Source organism: Marilutibacter chinensis, assembly GCF_021725675.1.
In the GTDB taxonomy this organism is placed as follows: Bacteria; Pseudomonadota; Gammaproteobacteria; order Xanthomonadales; family Xanthomonadaceae; genus Marilutibacter; species Marilutibacter chinensis.
In genome coordinates, this window is sequence record NZ_JAKJPO010000004.1 from 130,883 (window position 1) to 146,197 (window position 15,315).

Sequence of the window (15,315 nt, forward strand, 5' to 3'; positions counted from 1 at the left end):
GACGCCCGCCGGGCCGGCTGCGCCGTCCCGGTCCCCTGTGCTCCTCGCCCGAAGCGGCACGGTGCCCAAACTCGCGGCGCTCAAACATGGGCACCTCTGCGGCCGCTCCGGCCTGCGGTGCGCGGCGGGCTTTAAGTCGCTGAAGATCAAGGGCCAGGTCAAAATCCACGGCAACGGCAATGGGCTACTGCTGCCGCAACGCCTCGATCGGATCCAGCTGCGATGCCTTGCGCGCAGGGTAGTAACCGAAGAACAGACCCGTGCAGATCGAAAAGCCCGCCGCGAGCGCTATCACCCGCCCGTTCAGCGCCACCGGCAGATCGCTGACCTGGCCCACCGCCAGAGCGCCGACCACGCCGATCGCGATACCCAGCACGCCGCCGATCAACGAGATCAGCATCGCCTCGGCCAGGAACTGCCGACGCACGTCGGAAGGCCCGGCACCGACCGCCATCCGCAATCCGATCTCGCGGATCCGCTCCGTCACCGACACCAGCATGATGTTCATGATGCCGATGCCGCCGACCACCAGCGAGATCGTCGCCACCGCACCAAGCAGCAACGACATCAAGCGGGTGGTGGAAGTGCGGGTCTCGATGATTTCGGCGATGTTGCGGACCCTGAAGTCGTCCTCGGCGCCAGGCTGGATGCGATGACGTTGGCGCAGCAATGCCTCGACTTCGCCCTGCACGTAGGACAGGTCGTCCGCATCGGCGACACCCAGGGTGATCTGCTGCACCGCCCCGGGCGGCAGCGCCATCGCCCCCATCAGCCGCCGCCGCGCGGTCTCCAGCGGCACCAGCAGGATGTCGTCCTGGTCCTGGCCCCAGCCGCCCTGCCCCTTGGGTTCGAGCGTGCCGACCACGATGAACGGCACCCGCCCGATCCGGATCGTCTGCCCGATCGCATCCTCGTCGCCGAACAACTCGCGACGCAGGGTCTCGCCGATGATCACCGACTTGGCAGCGCTGGAATAGTCGCGCGGTTCGAACTCGGCGCCGCTGGCGATCTCCCAGTTCTCGATCGCGAAGAAGTCCGCCTGCACGCCCTGCCACTGGGTCGACCAGTTGTTCTCGGCATAGACCACCTGGGTACCGCCGCGCAGCGAGGAGGCGACGTACTGCACCTCGGGAATGTCGCGCCTGATCGCCTCCGCATCGCCCTCGTTGATCGTGAAGAAGCTGCTCGCGCTCATCCGCACGCCGCCCATCGGCCGGCCCGCGCCGGGGCTGATGTCGAGCCGGTTCGAGCCCAGCCCGGACACCAGCTTGTCGATCTCGGCCTGGGTGCCCTGGCCGACCGACACCATCACGATCACCGCCGCGATGCCGATGATCACGCCCAACGACGTCAGCGCGCTGCGCAGCCAGTTGCCGCGCAGCGCGAAAGCGGCGGTGCGCAGGACCTCGAGGAAGTTCATGCGGAACCTTCCGGGCGACGCGGCTGTTCGTGCAGGCGCCCGTCATGCATCTCCAGCACCCGGTCGCAGTGCGCGGCGACGCCAGGATCGTGGGTGATCAGCACGACCGTCTGCCCCTCGTCCTGCAGCCGCTTGAACAACGCCAGGATCTCCTCGCCGGTACGGCTGTCGAGCGCGCCGGTCGGCTCGTCCGCGAGCAGGATCGAGGGCCGGTTGACCAGCGCCCGCGCGATCGCGACCCGCTGCTGCTGCCCGCCGGACAGCTCGCTGGGCCTGTGGTCCGCGCGCTCGACCAGCCCGACGGCGGCCAGCGCCTCGCGTGCGCGCTGCAGGCGCTGCGGGCGCGGTATGCCCGCGTAGCCCATCGGCATCGCGACGTTCTCCAGCGCACTCATCCGGCCGAGCAGGTTGAAGCCCTGGAACACGAAGCCGATCCGTTCCAGGCGCAGCTGCGCGCGCTGCTCGGCGTCCAGGGTGGCGATGTCGACGCCGTCGCACAGGTACTGTCCGCTGCTGGGTGTATCCAGGCAGCCGATCAGGTTCATCAGGGTCGATTTGCCCGATCCGGACGGCCCCATGATCGATACCAGCTCGCCGGCGCCGATCCGCATGTCGACGTCGCGCAGCGCGACCACCTCGGCCGGCGTGCCCTCGGCATAGACCTTGCCCAGCCCGCGGGTCTGGATCACCGGTACCGCCGCGCCCGCGACATCGACCGCTGCCGCGCTCATTTCGAACCGCGCTCGCGGCCGGTGACGACGGTCTCGCCGTCGGCGATGTCGCCGGCGACTTCGGTCCAGCTGCCGTCGCTGGAACCGACGCGCACCATCGTCGCCGCCACCTCGCCGTCGCGCAGCAGATACAGCGACGCACGACGCGCGCCGATCAGCGTCGCCACGTCGGAGTCCCACTGTGCCCGCTGCTTCGGATCGAGCGACTCGCGGAACGCCGCGAACTGCTCGTTGAACCGTTCCAGCGCGCGTTGCCGCTGCGCGCCGTCCATGCCCGGCATGCCGTTCGCACCGCCGCCGCCCGGTCCACGGCCGCCGCCCAGCAGCACGCTGCGGCCGCCACCGGCGCCGGTCGCCGCCCGGCGCGCGGCGGTCCGCTCGCGCAGTGCGGCGAGTCCGGCATCGAACGCGGCCTGCTGAGCGGCGTCGAGATCGAGTCCGGCGGCGATCCGCGGCAGTTCGTCCTGCAGGCCCGAGCGGCCGGAAGGCGCGGCCGGGCCGACCGCCACGTCTTCGTCCGGACGATAGCGCAGCGCCGCGTTCGGCACCCGCAGGACATCGTCGCGGTTTTCGACCTCGATCTCGGCATTGGCCGTCATCCCCGGCAACAGCAGCTGTTCGCGGTTGTCGACCGCGACCACGACCGGATAGGTGATGACATTGCTGGTGTTGGTCGCCGACAGCCGGACCTGCTGCACCTCACCACGGAAGCGGCGGTCGGGGAACGCGTCGACGGTGAAACCGACCGCCTGCCCGGGCTTGACCTGGCCGATGTCGGCCTCGTCGATCGCCAGTACGATCTCCATCTTCGACAGGTCCTCGGCGATCTGGAACAGCACCGGTGCCTGCAGGCTGGCGGCGACGGTCTGGCCGGGCTCGATCGAGCGGGTCAGCACCACGCCGTCGACCGGCGAACGGATCACGGTGCGCTCGAGATTCAGCCGCGATGTCCGGGTCGAGGCGATCTGCTGATCGATCTGCGCGCGGGCGGCGGCCACCTGGGCGCGGGCCTGGTCCCGTGCGGCCAGGGCGAGGTCGGCGTCGCTGCGCGCGACCAGCTGGCGGCCGACCAGCTCGCTTTTGCGCCGGTAGTCGGCCTCGGCGTTGGCCAGCGCGGCCTCCGCCGTCGCCAGACTGGCGCGTGCGCTGGCGACCGACGCATCGCCCTGCGCGATCTGCGCCTCGTAGGTGCTCGGGTCGATGCGGGCGATGACCTGCCCCTTGTCGACGCGGTCGTTGTAGTCGACCAGCACGTCGGTGACCTGACCCGAGATCTGGCTGCCGACGTCGACCGTGGAGATCGCTGCCAGACTGCCGGTCGCCGAGATGCCGACGCGGATGCTGCCGCGCTCGATCTGAGCGGTCCGGTACGCCCCGGCCGACGCCTCGGCCCGCTGTTGTCGCAGGTAGTAACCGCCGGCCGTCAGCAACGCGATTACGGCGAGCCCGCCGACGACGAGATGCGTCCAGGAGCGGCGGCGGGGCGGAGCGGATGTACGGGGGCGGGCATTCATCAGGCGACCAGGTTCGGTGGATACACGGTAAGGACGGAGGATCAACGTCCCCGCCGCGATGGCGTTGACACATCGCCGCGCGACCAGGGAATGAGTTCAGTCCGCAGACAGGCCCGGGAGCTGGAAAGTTCAGCCGGTGCCCGCGCGATCACGGCCGGACTGGAATGACCGGGCTGACGACAAGCCATTTTGCAGAGGACTGTTTCGAGGCGAGCCGTGTTAAAGCACGCATCGCGTCCGCTTTTCAACCGCCGGCACCGACTGCCGCCCCTCTTTCGACAGCGCCGGTGCAGACGGTCGTCGCGTCGACGGCTGCTGGCGGCAGGTCGCACCCACACGGACGGGATGCCACCGGCGACGGAACCGTCGCAGCCCTGGATCAACCGTGGCGAACCCCGCACCTGGAAACTCCGGCAGACCATCGATGGCACGCGACCGGCGAAACCGCGCATCGTCCGGAATTTCCGGCCTCCGGAACGGGCCGCGCCCGAGGTTCGAATGGATCACGATTCGAAATGGATCGTCGCCACCGTGCCCTCTCCGGGCGCGCTGGCGAGTGCGACCGGCCAGCCGAAGCGATCGCCGAGCCGGCGCACGATCGACAACCCCATGCCGCGGCCGTCGTCGCGCTCGGGATCGACGCGGTAGAACGGGTCGAACACCCGCGCCAGCGCCTCGCGGCTCATGCCGATGCCGGTGTCGCGCACTTCGATCCGGTCGGGATGCACCCGCACGTCGATGTGCCCCCTCTCGGTGAAACGGACCGCATTGCTGAGCAGGTTTCCGAGCATCACGTTGAGGACATTGGGCGGCGCGTACAGGCGAGGCGCGCCGTGGTCGCTGATCGTCAGCTCGACCGAACGTCCATCGAGCAACGGGTGCACGCGCTCGACCTCATGGCGGACGACGTCGATCACCTCGAACTCCTCGCTCTGCGGGGCGATCTCCGCTTCGCGGGCCAGGATCAGGAAGGCTTCGATCACCGACTCCATGTCGCGGCCGGCGCGCTGGATCCGGCTCAGCGATCGCCGCGTCTGCGGGCTGGCGTCAGGATCGGCGAGCATCAGGTCGGCGGCGACCCGAATCACCGTCAGCGGCGTACGCAGCTCGTGGCTGGCATCGCGGGTGAAGTCGCGCTCGCGGGTCACGAACTCCTCGACCCGGGCCGCCAGGCCGCGCAGCGCGTGGGCCAGCGAGCGCACCTCGCGCCCGGCATCCACCGGCAGCTCCGAACTGGCGATCGCGTCGATGTCCGGCGCGCGCGGGTCCCAGCGCGAGACGATGTTGGCCAGCCAGCTGACCGGCGATACCAGCCGTTTGGAGGTGCGATAGCTGAGCCAGGAGATCACCGCGATGGTCAGCATCGCCAGCAGCAGGCTCGACAGGCCGGTCAGCAGGATCGCCAGTTCGATGTCGCCGGAGGCCAGCTGCAGGTAGAGCGTACCCTCGGGCCGATGATCGACATACACGCTCAGGCGCCTCGACGGCAGCCAGTGCAGCCCTTCCGACAGCTGGCGGTAGCTCTCCGGCACCGCCGCATCCGCTCCCGGCGGATCGCCGAGGTCGAGGTAACTCTCCATGTTGGAGGTCTTCGGCAGCGGATGCGCGGGGTCGCGGGCGCGCTGCGACCAGTAGGCCTCGGCCTCCGCCTGCATCCGCTGGTGCAGGATGCCGTGGCGAACCGCCATGCCCAGCAGCACGATGCCCATCGCGATCAGCATGGTGCTGATCAACGCCTGGAGAACGAACACCAGCTTGATCTGGCGCGGCAGGCCGTGCGACATGGGGGCGGTTGACCGGCGTACCGTCAGTCGGGCGACTGCGAGATGTCCGCGATCCGATAGCCCGCGCTCTGCACGGTGTGCAGCAGTTGCTTGTCGAACGGCTTGTCGATGGTCTTGCGCAGATTGTAGAGATGGCTGCGCAGGGTGTCGGAATCCGGCAGCCCATTGCCCCATATCTCGCGCTCGATCTCCTGCCGGCTGACCACGCGCGGCGACTCGCGCATCAGGATGGTCAGCAGGCGCAGTCCGATCGGCGACAGCTGGAGCTCGTTGCCGCCGCGGGTCACCCGCAGGCTGGCCGGGTCGAGCACCAGGTCGGCGACCTTCAGCACCTCGCCACCGACCTGGCGGCGCTCGCGACGGATCAGCGCGCGCAGCCGCGCTTCCAGTTCCTGGATCGCGAACGGCTTGGTCAGGTAGTCGTCGGCGCCCACCGAAAGCCCGCTGAGCTTCTCGTCGAGGGTGTCGCGCGCGGTCAGCATCAGCACCGGGGTCGACTTGCGGGCCTCCTCGCGCAGCCGCTTGCAGACCTCGATGCCGTCCATCCGCGGCAGCATCAGGTCGAGCACGATGACGTCGTAGTTGTTGTCGGTCGCCAGGCGGTAGGCATCCACGCCATCGGCCGCGTAATCCACCTCGAACCCCCGGCCCTCGAGGTACTCGCCGACCATCTCGGAGATATTGCGATTGTCCTCGACGATGAGGACCAATCCGCCTTCGCGTGCACCTTGCATACCAGCTCCTGCATCTTCAGTTTCGTGAAGACTGCCTTCCACCGGGTCGATGGCCCGTGAAAGCGGCCGCCAGAATCGGCCAGATCCCGGGGGCACACGCCACGCCGGCCCCGGAGTGGCCTTCGCGGCGCGCTCTCCGGCAAGGACGTGACGACAGTCTCAGAACGGGATCTTGCCGCTCAGAATGTCCTTGAACATTGCCCAGTCGCCGACGAACGAATACAGCGGATGGCGGAAGGTCGCCGGGCGGTTCTTCTCGAAGAAGAAATGCCCGACCCAGGCGAAACCGTAACCGCAGACCAGCGCCGCCAACAGCCACCAGGCGTTGGACTGCAGGATCGCGACCGCGACCAGCGCCAGCACCCCGCAGCTGCCGATGAAGTGCAGGCGGCGGCTGGTGCGGTTGCGGTGTTCGCTCAGATAGAACGGATAGAACTCACGGAAGCTGTCGAATCGCGTCGTCATCAGCCGATCCCGAGCACGGTTTCCGGGGCATTGCGGCCGGCCTCGCCGTAGCGCAGGCGCACGCTGGGCCGCCTGAGCAGGCCGCTGGCCAGCAGGGTCTGGCGGACGCTCTCGAACAACCGGTCGGCATCCGGGCCGTACAGGAAGAAGGCGCCATCGCTGCCGTCCTCGGCGATCTCGTGACCGTCGTACTCGCCGGTCCCGGCCTTCTCGACGACCTCGCGCAGGCGCTCGCCCAACGCCAGCAGCGGCTCCAGGTCGGTGGACCCGTATTCGAAGGACACGATCACCGCATGTTCGCCCACGGCCTGCCTGCGCCTGCCGAACAGTTTCGACCACCAGCTCATAAGCCCCCCGGCATGATGTCCAGTGACTTGATTGTCCCGGCAGCGGGACGTCGGCGTCATTCGCCTGCCTTGGCCCGCTCCCAGTAGGCATCCTGCGCGTCCAGCGGCAGGTTCTCAAGGGGGGTGCCGTTGGCGACGGCCATCGCCTCCATCGCGCGGAACCGCCGCTCGAACTTGAGATTGGCGCGGCGCAACGCGTTGCCGACGTCGACGCCGGCGTGGCGGGCAACGTTCGCGGCGACGAACAACAGATCGCCGACCTCCTCCTCCAGCCGGTTCATTGCCGCGGAATCGACGGGCGCGCGCCCGTCCGCGTCGAATTCGGCGCGGACCTCGCCGATCTCCTCGGTCAGCTTGGCCAGCACCGGGTCGATGCCGGGCCAGTCGAAACCCACCCGTGCCGCCCGCTTCTGCAACTTCACCGCCCGCTGCCATTCCGGCAATCCGCGGGCGACACCGGCCAGCGCCGACGTGTCGGTCTCGCCACCCTGTTCGCGCTCGCGCCGCTTCTGAGCTTCCCAGGCCACGGTCTGCGCGCGGGCGTCCGCAACACTGGCATCCCCGAACACGTGCGGATGCCGCCGCACCATCTTGTCGCTGATCGCCGCGACCACGTCGGCGAACGCGAACGCGCCCTGCTCCTCGGCCATGCGCGCATGGAACACGACCTGCAGCAACAGGTCGCCGAGCTCGTCCTTCAGGTCGGCCATGTCGCCGCGGTCGATCGCATCGGCGACCTCGTAGGCCTCCTCGATCGTGTACGGCGCGATGCTGGCGAAGTCCTGCTCGACGTCCCACGGACAGCCACGCTGCGGGTCGCGCAGGCGCGCCATGATCTCGAGCAGGCGTTGAATGTCGTTCGTTCCCTCAGTCATCTCTCACTCCGGGAGTACGCCTGCCGTCAGTGGCGGCGCGTGCGGGACCGACGGATACCGGCATGGCATCCATTGCCTCTCCGGGACTGCCGCTGCCCTCCATGGCGGAACCGCGCCGACACCGGAACGCCCGGCCGACCAGCCCTGGCCGGACGTGCGCGAGCGCAGCGGAGCCGACAGGGCATCTGCTAGACGCGCTCGCCTACCCAGTCCCTCCACGGCAACGCCGGGTCGCCGAGGGCGATGAAATTGCCGTTGAGCAGGGTATCGCGCTGGTTGTAGCGGAACGGCCGGCCCTGCGGATCGAGCACCGCGCCGCCGGCACCCTCCAGCACGCACTGCCCGGCGGCGGTGTCCCATTCGCTGGTCGGCCCGAAGCGCGGGTAGACGTCCATGCCGCCCTCCGCAAGGCAGCAGAACTTCAGCGACGACCCCAGCCCGACCGGTTCGATCGCACCCGCGACGCTTTCCGCCATCCGTCCGATGAAGGCCTCGGTGCGCTCGTCGCGATGCGAGCGGCTGGCGGCCACCTTCAGCGGCGCCAGCGCGGGGCTGCGGACCCGCATTGCGGCATCGGCGCCGCCCTTCTCGCGGCGGAACGCACCCAGGCCGCGACCACCATGCCAGGCGCGTCCGGTCACCGGCGCCTGCACGACCCCGAACACCGGCTCGCCGTCCTCGACCAGGGCGATGTTGACGGTGAACTCGCCATTGCGCTTGATGAACTCGCGGGTGCCGTCGAGCGGATCGACCACCCACAGCCGCGACCAGCTGCGCCGCTCGGCCAGCGGTACCTCGTCGGCGGACTCCTCCGACAACACCGGGATCTGCGGAGTGAGCGCGCCCAGGCCGTCGACGATGCAGCGGTGCGAGGCCAGGTCGGCCGCCGTCAGCGGCGAACGATCGTCCTTGTGCTGCACCGCGAACTCGCTGTCGTAGACCTCCAGGATCGCGTCGGCGGCACGGTAGGCCAGTTGGATCACCTGCTCGCGCAGTTCATCGGCAATCATCGGGCTGTTGTCTCCTCTCGGACTTCTGGTTTGTTCGCGCAGGAGCGGCGCAAGCCGCGATGCGCCTTTCATCGGAAGGCCCGATCGCGGCTCACGCCGCTCCTGCGGGGTTGCGGCAGGCCGCGTGCGTCGCGCTGCCACGCGCGGCCTCATCGCGCCTGCATCCGCAGCCACTCGCGGGCGATGAACAGCGCGGCGATCGAGCGCCCCTCGGAAAAATCCTCGCGCAGGATCAGTTCGTGCAGCGCATCGAGCTTCCATGGCACCACCTCCAGCTCCTCCGGCTCGTCGCCGGGCAGGCGTTCGGGATACAGGTCGCGGGCGACCACCAGGTGCGCCTCGTGGCTCATGTAGGTCGGCGCCAGGGTCAGCGCACGCAGCACGGTGATCGAGCGGGCGCCGTAGCCCGCCTCTTCCTTGAGCTCGCGATCGGCCGCCTGCAGCGGCGTCTCGCCGGCGTCGATGCGGCCCTTGACCAGGCCCAGCTCGTAGCGATGCACTCCGGCCGCATACTCGCGCACCAGCAGCACGGTGTCGTCGTCGATCAGCGGCACCACCACCACCGCGCCATGGCCGCGGCCGTGCAGGCGCTCGTAGCGGCGACGCTCGCCGTTGCCGAACTCCAGGTCCAGCCGTTCGAGGCGATAAGGACCGGCATCGTGCTCGGTGATGCCGTGGATGGTCGGCAGACGACGGCTCATGGCGGCCCGCCCGGCGCGCGACGGCACCGGCCGGCCCCGATTCGGGAAAACGGCGCGACAGACACGATAATGGCGGCATGCAGAAGACGAATCACGATCCCGCGATGCTAGCAGAGGCCGGTGTCGACGAAGCCCGGCACTGGCGCCAGCGCGACCTCGCGGTGCTCTGGCATCCATGCACGCAGATGCGCGAACACCTGCACGGCGGCACCGGCGCGCAGGACGGAGACGGCCTGCTGCCGCTGCTGCCGGTCGCGCGCGGCGACGGCCCCTGGCTGGTCGGCCGCGACGGCCGCCGCTACCTGGATGCGGTCAGCAGCTGGTGGACCAACCTGTTCGGGCATGCCGAGCCGCGCATCGCCGCGGCGATCGCCGAACAGGCGCTGACCCTGGAACACGTGATCCTGGCCGGCTGCTCGCACGCGCCGGCGGTCGAACTGGCCGAGCGGCTGCTGGCGATCGCTCCGTGCGGAGATTCTCCCGCAAGCGGGGAGCGCGCGTCGCCGACCGGGGTGGCTCCCGGCAAGACAGCCCTCGGCAAGGTGTTCTACGCCGACAACGGCTCGGCCGGCGTAGAGGTCGCGCTGAAGATGGCGTTCCACTGGTTCCGCAACCGCGGCATCGAGGGGCGTCACAAGTTCATCGCGCTGGAGGGGGGCTACCACGGCGAGACCCTGGGTGCGCTGGCGGTCGGCGACATCCCGCTGTACCGCCGCGTATATGCGCCGTTGCTGGCCGAGGCGCTGTTCGCCCCCTCCCCCGACGCCTACCTGTGCGAGCCCGGGGAATCCGCCGCCGACCGTGCCCGACGCGCGGCCGACGCGCTGCGCGGGCTGCTCGAGCGCCATGCCGGCGAGGTCTGTGCGCTGATCCTGGAGCCACGCCTTCAGTGCGCGGGCGGCATGCGCATGCACGACCCGCTGTACCTGAAGCTGGCACGCGAGCTGTGCGACCGGCACGGCGTGTTCCTGGTCGCCGACGAGATCGCGGTCGGCTTCGGCCGCACCGGCACGATGTTCGCCTGCGAACAGGCCGGGGTGGTCCCCGACTTCCTGTGCCTGTCCAAGGGCTTGACCGGAGGTTCACTGCCGCTGGCGGCGGTGCTGACCACCGATACCGTCTACGAGGGCTTCCTCGACGAGTCGCGCGAGAAGGCCTTCCTGCATTCGCACAGCTACACCGGCAACCCGCTGGCCTGTGCCGCCGCGCTGGCGACGCTCCGCATCTTCGAGCAGGACGACGTGATCGCCCGCAACCGCGTCACCGCAGCGCGCATGGCCGCGCTGGCGGAGCCGCTGCGTGAACACCGGCACGTCGCCGATGTCCGCCAGGCCGGCATGGTGATCGCCTTCGAACTGACCCGCGACGGCAACAAGGCCACGCCGTTCGACCCGTCGATGCGGGTCGGACTGCACGCCTACCGCGCCGCGATGGCGAACGGCGGTCGCGGCGACGGCGTCCTGCTGCGCCCTCTCGGCGACGTGCTGTACTGGATGCCTCCGTACTGCATCGACGAGGAGGCGCTGGACCTGCTCGCCACCACCACGGTCGCCGCGATCGATGCCGCCACGGCCGGGGCCGGCGCATGAGGCTGACCCGCATCCACATCGACGCCGCACTTGTCCCGGGACGGGAAATCGATCTGCCGGAGGGAGCGGCCGCGCATCTGGCGCGGGTGCTGCGGCTCGGGGTCGGCGACGCCTGCGTGCTGTTCAACGGCGACGGCCACGACTATGCCGCGCGTATCGTCGCGGCCGGCAAGCGCCAGCTGCGGGTCGCGGTCGGGGCGGCGACCGCCGTCGATCGCGAGTCGCCATTGTCGGTCGTGTTGCTGCAGGGCGTCGCCCGCGGCGAGAAGATGGACCTGATCCTGCAGAAGGCGACCGAACTCGGCGTCGCCACGATCGTGCCGCTGTGGTCGCAGCGCAGCGAGGTCCGGCTCGACGGCGCCCGCGCCGAGAAGCGCCTGGCCCACTGGCGCAGCGTGGTGGCTGCGGCCTGCGAGCAGAGCGGACGAGCTCAGGTGCCGGATGTCGCCGCGCCGGTCGCGCTCGACCGTGCCACTGCCTCGCTGCCCGACGGTGCGCTGCGTCTGACGCTCGACCCGGACGGCGATGCCGCGTTGTCCACGCTTGCGGTGCGGCCGGCTTCGACGGTGGTGCTGGCGGTGGGCCCGGAGGGCGGCTGGTCGCCACGCGATCGCGAGCAGCTGCGGGCGGCCGGCTTCGGCGGCCTGCGGCTCGGGCCGCGGATACTGCGCACCGAAACCGCCGGTCTTGCCGCGATCGCCGCCCTGCAGGCGCGTTTCGGCGACCTTGGCTGATCGGAGCGCGGCGTGGTCCGATGGCCCACGCAGGCGTCCCGGCGCTGAATCGCTCCGTGGCCGCCTTCAGGCACGCAATGCGCCGGCGGCGGCTTCGCGCATCGCCTGGCTGATCCGCTGCAGCGTCACCGACCGGACCGCCGCATGCTGCCAGAACAGCGGCACGTCCAGCCATTTCTCCGCCTCCAGGACCACGACCTTCCGTGCCTGCAATGCCGGCTCGATCAGCGATTCGGGCGCCATGCACCAGCCCAGGCCGCGCGCGGCGGCGTCGACGAAACCGGTGGCCGTCGGCAGGTAGTGGACCGGCGGCGCCAGCCGTGCGCGCGTGACTCGGCGAACGAATCGCCATTGCAGCGCATCCTTGCGGTTGAACACGATCATCGGCGCACGAGCCAACGCCGCCGCGTGCACGCCGGCGGAGAAGTACCGCGTCGCGAACTCCGGCGAGGCGATCGCCCGATAGCGCATCGCCCCGAGCGCATGGACGTTGCATCCCTGCAGCGGCTTCGATTCGGCGGTGACCGCGCCCAGCACGGAACCGCTGCGCAGCAGGTCGAGCGTATGGTCCTGGTCGTCCACAAGGACGTCGAACAGATAGCCGTGCTGCCGGTGCAGCCGCGACAACGCGGACAGGAACCAGGTTTCGAGCGAATCGTCGTTGACCGCAATCGCGATCGTGCGCATGGACGCGGCCGTGCCCTGTTCCGGCAGGAAGTCGGCCAGTGCCTCGGCTTCCAGGACCTGCATCGGTCGCACCCGGCTCAGCAGCCGTTCGCCGGCCGGCGTCGGCCGGCAGGGTGCCTGGCGCACCACCAGCACCTGTCCCAGCCGGTCCTCCAGCGATCTGATCCGTTGGGACACCGCCGAGGGCGTGACCGAAAGGCGCCGTGCGGCGGCCTCGAAACTGCCCTCCTCCAGCACGGCGGCGAAGGCGGCGAGTTGGGGGTGGATCAGATCCATGCCGGGCCCCTGATAAGTTCTGCTTAACAGCCTACAGAAAAATCAGCTGGCCTGATCCTGCGCCAGGCGACAGGCTGCCCGCTCCACCACCGGGACATGCCCATGTTTCTCGCCGCCGCGGCCGCCGGCTTCGCCGCCAGTGCCGGCCTGATCGTTGCCATCGGTGCGCAGAATGCCTTCGTCCTGCGCCAGGGTCTGCAACGCCGCCACGTCGGTCTCGTGGTCGCCATCTGCATGCTGGGCGATGCCGGCCTGATCCTGTCGGGCGTCGCCGGGATCGGTTCGCTGATCCGGCACTGGCCGTGGCTCCTGCAGGCATTGCGCTTCGGCGGTGCCGTCTTCCTGTGCGCCTATGGACTGATGGCGGCGCAACGGGCGCTTCGTGGCACGGGGACGCTCTTGCCGGCCTCCGATGGCGAGACGGACTGGCGCCGCGTAATGCTGGCCTGCCTTGCGTTCACCTTCCTCAATCCGCACGTCTATCTCGACACCATGGTGCTGCTGGGAAGCCTCTCGACGCGCTATCCGGAAGCGGCGCGCTGGGCGTTCGCGGCCGGCGCCTGCGCCGCCAGCGTGTTGTGGTTCTCGGGCCTCGGCTACGGCGCACGCCTGCTGCGGCCGGTATTCCGCAACCCGGCCGCGTGGCGTGTCCTGGATGCATCGATCGCGGTGTTCATGCTGGTCCTGTGCCTGCTCTTGCTGTTGCGTCCGCTCGAATGACGACGACCGCAGCGCCTGCGCTCGCGATTTCTCCGATCGCGCCATGCCCGTGTGACACGGACGCGTACGAGTCGCTCATCAGACCTTGAAATGGATCCGGCGCGCATCGAGCCAGCGCACCACCGCCCACCAGACCGCGACGAAGGCGAGCGCATGGGCCAGCGAAGGCAGGTACGGCCCGAAGCGCGGCGTCATCCAGCCGGCGAAAACATGCCGGTACACCGGTTCCAGCCAACCGGCCGCGGCCAGGCCATAGAGCATGAAGGCCGAACCGGCGTAGGCCGCGATCGCGTTCACTCCGAACGCCCGGCCAAGCGGAGGCCAGCCGCGCAGGTCGACCAGCCAGTGACACAGCGCGAGCAGGGCGCAGGCCAGGCCGCCGCACCACAGCACGTACGACGGTGTCCACAGGTTCTTGTTCCACGGCAGCCACGGCGCCCAGACCGCGCCCAGTACCAGCAGCACCGGTGCGGCCCAGCCGACCCTGAGACCTCGACCACGGCGCAGCCAGTCGCCGGCACGCAGGCCGAGTACCGTCGAGGCCAGCGCGCCCAGCGTGCTGACGATCCCTTCCGGATCGTGCCCCTGCCCGCTGCCGGCGTCGTATCGATAGAGATGCTCTCCCAGCACCCGGGTGTCGACACGGCTGGCGATGTTGGCGAACGGTTCCAGCGAGCCGCCGGCCGCGAGCAGCGTGGCGTAGCCGGCCAGCAGCGTCGCCAGCAGCACCCACTGCAACCGTGCCGGCAACCACAGCGCAACGACCGCCGCCGCGAGATAGCACAGACCGATCCGCTGCAGCACGCCCATCACCCGGTAGTGCTCCAGATCGAATGCCCACCATGCGCACAGGTGCAGGAACAGGCCCAGCCCCACGATCCGCGCGGCTCGCCCGAGCACCGCCGGCAACAGGACTCCGGCAGCGACACCCTTTTCGAGCTGTCGTCCCAGCGCCAGGCTCAGCGAGACCCCGACGATGAACAGGAACAGCGGAAATATCAGGTCGGTCGGGGTGAATCCATGCCAGTCGGCGTGCAGCAGCGGCGCGTACACGTGGCCCCAGTCACCCGGATTGTTGACCAGCAGCATCGCTGCCACGGTGATCCCGCGCAGCGCGTCGACCGATGCGAAGCGCGACGGCGGAGCGGAGGATGGCGTCTGGACGGGCGAGGCGCTCGCCAACGATGCGGGACCGCGGCCCTTGCGGACTCAGGCCGCCTGGCCGGCGACCGCTTCGGCGATCCGCGCCTCGACGAAGGCGAGGTCCGGCAGCAGCGCCGGCTCGTCGTTGTGCAGCACCCGCGCCAGCACGCCATCCGGCAGGTCGCCCTGATCGGTATCGACGCCGAGACCGGCGCGATTGACGGTCACCAGCCGCGGGAAGCCCTGCGCGACGATCGCGAAATACGGCGCCCTCGGATTTCCGCCCAACGCCTTCAGCACCACGACCTTGCTGCCCAGTCCCGGCTGTTCGTCGGCGATGCCGGCCAGCGCCGAGAACGCGACCAGGGGCACCCGCCAGCCATGCCAGCGGATGCGCCCGAGCAGCCAGCCCGGGCCGCCCTCGGCGAGCGGCTCCGGCGGCGCGTAGGACAGCACCTCGGCAATGGTCGCATTCGGCAGCAGCACGCGCGCCCGCGCCACCTGGATCAGCACGCCACGGATGTCGTTGGCCGGAGCCGTGGACGGATTGGAACGGGAGTCGGACATCGATGCTTCCTCGGCGAT

16 protein-coding genes are annotated in these 15,315 nt (G+C 69.7%); 3 read left to right on the forward strand and 13 right to left on the reverse strand.

Annotated features, from left to right (window positions below; translation table 11 throughout):
• Positions 1-184: 184 nt before the first annotated feature.
• The 10 genes from L3V18_RS09115 to nudE form a co-directional block, all read right to left on the reverse strand.
• A complete protein-coding gene (locus L3V18_RS09115) occupies positions 185-1,420 on the reverse strand; it encodes an ABC transporter permease (RefSeq protein ID WP_237054370.1) in 1,236 nt (411 codons plus the stop codon).
• Positions 1,417-2,151, reverse strand: coding sequence for an ABC transporter ATP-binding protein (locus tag L3V18_RS09120; protein ID WP_237054371.1), 735 nt, complete (start codon positions 2,149-2,151; stop codon positions 1,417-1,419). Before L3V18_RS09120 ends, L3V18_RS09115 begins: the two co-directional genes overlap by 4 nt.
• Complete coding sequence (locus L3V18_RS09125; RefSeq protein ID WP_237054372.1) at positions 2,148-3,665, reverse strand: efflux RND transporter periplasmic adaptor subunit; 1,518 nt, start codon at positions 3,663-3,665, stop codon at positions 2,148-2,150. Before L3V18_RS09125 ends, L3V18_RS09120 begins: the two co-directional genes overlap by 4 nt.
• A gap of 503 nt (positions 3,666-4,168) precedes the next feature.
• The gene (locus tag L3V18_RS09130; RefSeq protein ID WP_237054373.1) at positions 4,169-5,449 is read right to left on the reverse strand and encodes a sensor histidine kinase; all 1,281 of its coding nucleotides are present in this window, start codon (positions 5,447-5,449) and stop codon (positions 4,169-4,171) included.
• A 23-nt stretch (positions 5,450-5,472) separates the two neighbouring features.
• Positions 5,473-6,183, reverse strand: coding sequence for a response regulator transcription factor (locus L3V18_RS09135; RefSeq protein WP_237054374.1), 711 nt, complete (start codon positions 6,181-6,183; stop codon positions 5,473-5,475).
• Positions 6,184-6,342: 159 nt separating this feature from the next.
• Positions 6,343-6,648, reverse strand: a complete 306-nt coding sequence (locus L3V18_RS09140) for an Mpo1-like protein (RefSeq protein ID WP_237054375.1) — start codon at positions 6,646-6,648, stop codon at positions 6,343-6,345.
• On the reverse strand, positions 6,648-6,995 hold the full coding sequence (locus tag L3V18_RS09145; protein ID WP_237054376.1) for a hypothetical protein: 348 nt from the start codon (positions 6,993-6,995) through the stop codon (positions 6,648-6,650). Before L3V18_RS09145 ends, L3V18_RS09140 begins: the two co-directional genes overlap by 1 nt.
• A gap of 56 nt (positions 6,996-7,051) precedes the next feature.
• The gene (gene mazG / locus L3V18_RS09150; protein WP_237054377.1) at positions 7,052-7,870 is read right to left on the reverse strand and encodes a nucleoside triphosphate pyrophosphohydrolase; all 819 of its coding nucleotides are present in this window, start codon (positions 7,868-7,870) and stop codon (positions 7,052-7,054) included.
• A 188-nt stretch (positions 7,871-8,058) separates the two neighbouring features.
• Positions 8,059-8,880 carry a 3'(2'),5'-bisphosphate nucleotidase CysQ gene (gene cysQ / locus L3V18_RS09155; RefSeq protein ID WP_237054378.1) on the reverse strand — a complete coding sequence of 274 codons (822 nt, stop codon included), beginning with the start codon at positions 8,878-8,880 and terminating at the stop codon, positions 8,059-8,061.
• Positions 8,881-9,029: 149 nt separating this feature from the next.
• A complete protein-coding gene (gene nudE, locus L3V18_RS09160; RefSeq protein ID WP_237054379.1) occupies positions 9,030-9,581 on the reverse strand; it encodes an ADP compounds hydrolase NudE in 552 nt (183 codons plus the stop codon).
• A 77-nt stretch (positions 9,582-9,658) separates the two neighbouring features.
• On the opposite strand from nudE, the gene bioA reads away from it, so the two are divergent.
• Positions 9,659-11,170 (forward strand): adenosylmethionine--8-amino-7-oxononanoate transaminase, encoded by a 1,512-nt coding sequence (gene bioA / locus L3V18_RS09165; protein WP_237054380.1) that lies wholly within the window; start codon positions 9,659-9,661, stop codon positions 11,168-11,170.
• A complete protein-coding gene (locus L3V18_RS09170) occupies positions 11,167-11,904 on the forward strand; it encodes a 16S rRNA (uracil(1498)-N(3))-methyltransferase (protein WP_237054381.1) in 738 nt (245 codons plus the stop codon). Before bioA ends, L3V18_RS09170 begins: the two co-directional genes overlap by 4 nt.
• A 66-nt stretch (positions 11,905-11,970) precedes the next feature.
• On the opposite strand, the gene L3V18_RS09175 is transcribed toward L3V18_RS09170, so the two are convergent.
• Positions 11,971-12,867: a LysR family transcriptional regulator ArgP gene (locus L3V18_RS09175; protein WP_237054382.1), complete on the reverse strand. Its 897-nt coding sequence runs from the start codon at positions 12,865-12,867 to the stop codon at positions 11,971-11,973.
• Positions 12,868-12,969: 102 nt separating this feature from the next.
• On the opposite strand from L3V18_RS09175, the gene L3V18_RS09180 reads away from it, so the two are divergent.
• Positions 12,970-13,587, forward strand: a complete 618-nt coding sequence (locus tag L3V18_RS09180; RefSeq protein ID WP_237054383.1) for a LysE/ArgO family amino acid transporter — start codon at positions 12,970-12,972, stop codon at positions 13,585-13,587.
• 78 nt (positions 13,588-13,665) lie between these two features.
• On the opposite strand, the gene L3V18_RS09185 is transcribed toward L3V18_RS09180, so the two are convergent.
• Complete coding sequence (locus L3V18_RS09185; protein WP_255783894.1) at positions 13,666-14,769, reverse strand: acyltransferase family protein; 1,104 nt, start codon at positions 14,767-14,769, stop codon at positions 13,666-13,668.
• A 27-nt stretch (positions 14,770-14,796) separates the two neighbouring features.
• On the reverse strand, positions 14,797-15,297 hold the full coding sequence (locus L3V18_RS09190) for a chemotaxis protein CheW (protein ID WP_237054384.1): 501 nt from the start codon (positions 15,295-15,297) through the stop codon (positions 14,797-14,799).
• Positions 15,298-15,315 lie beyond the last annotated feature (18 nt).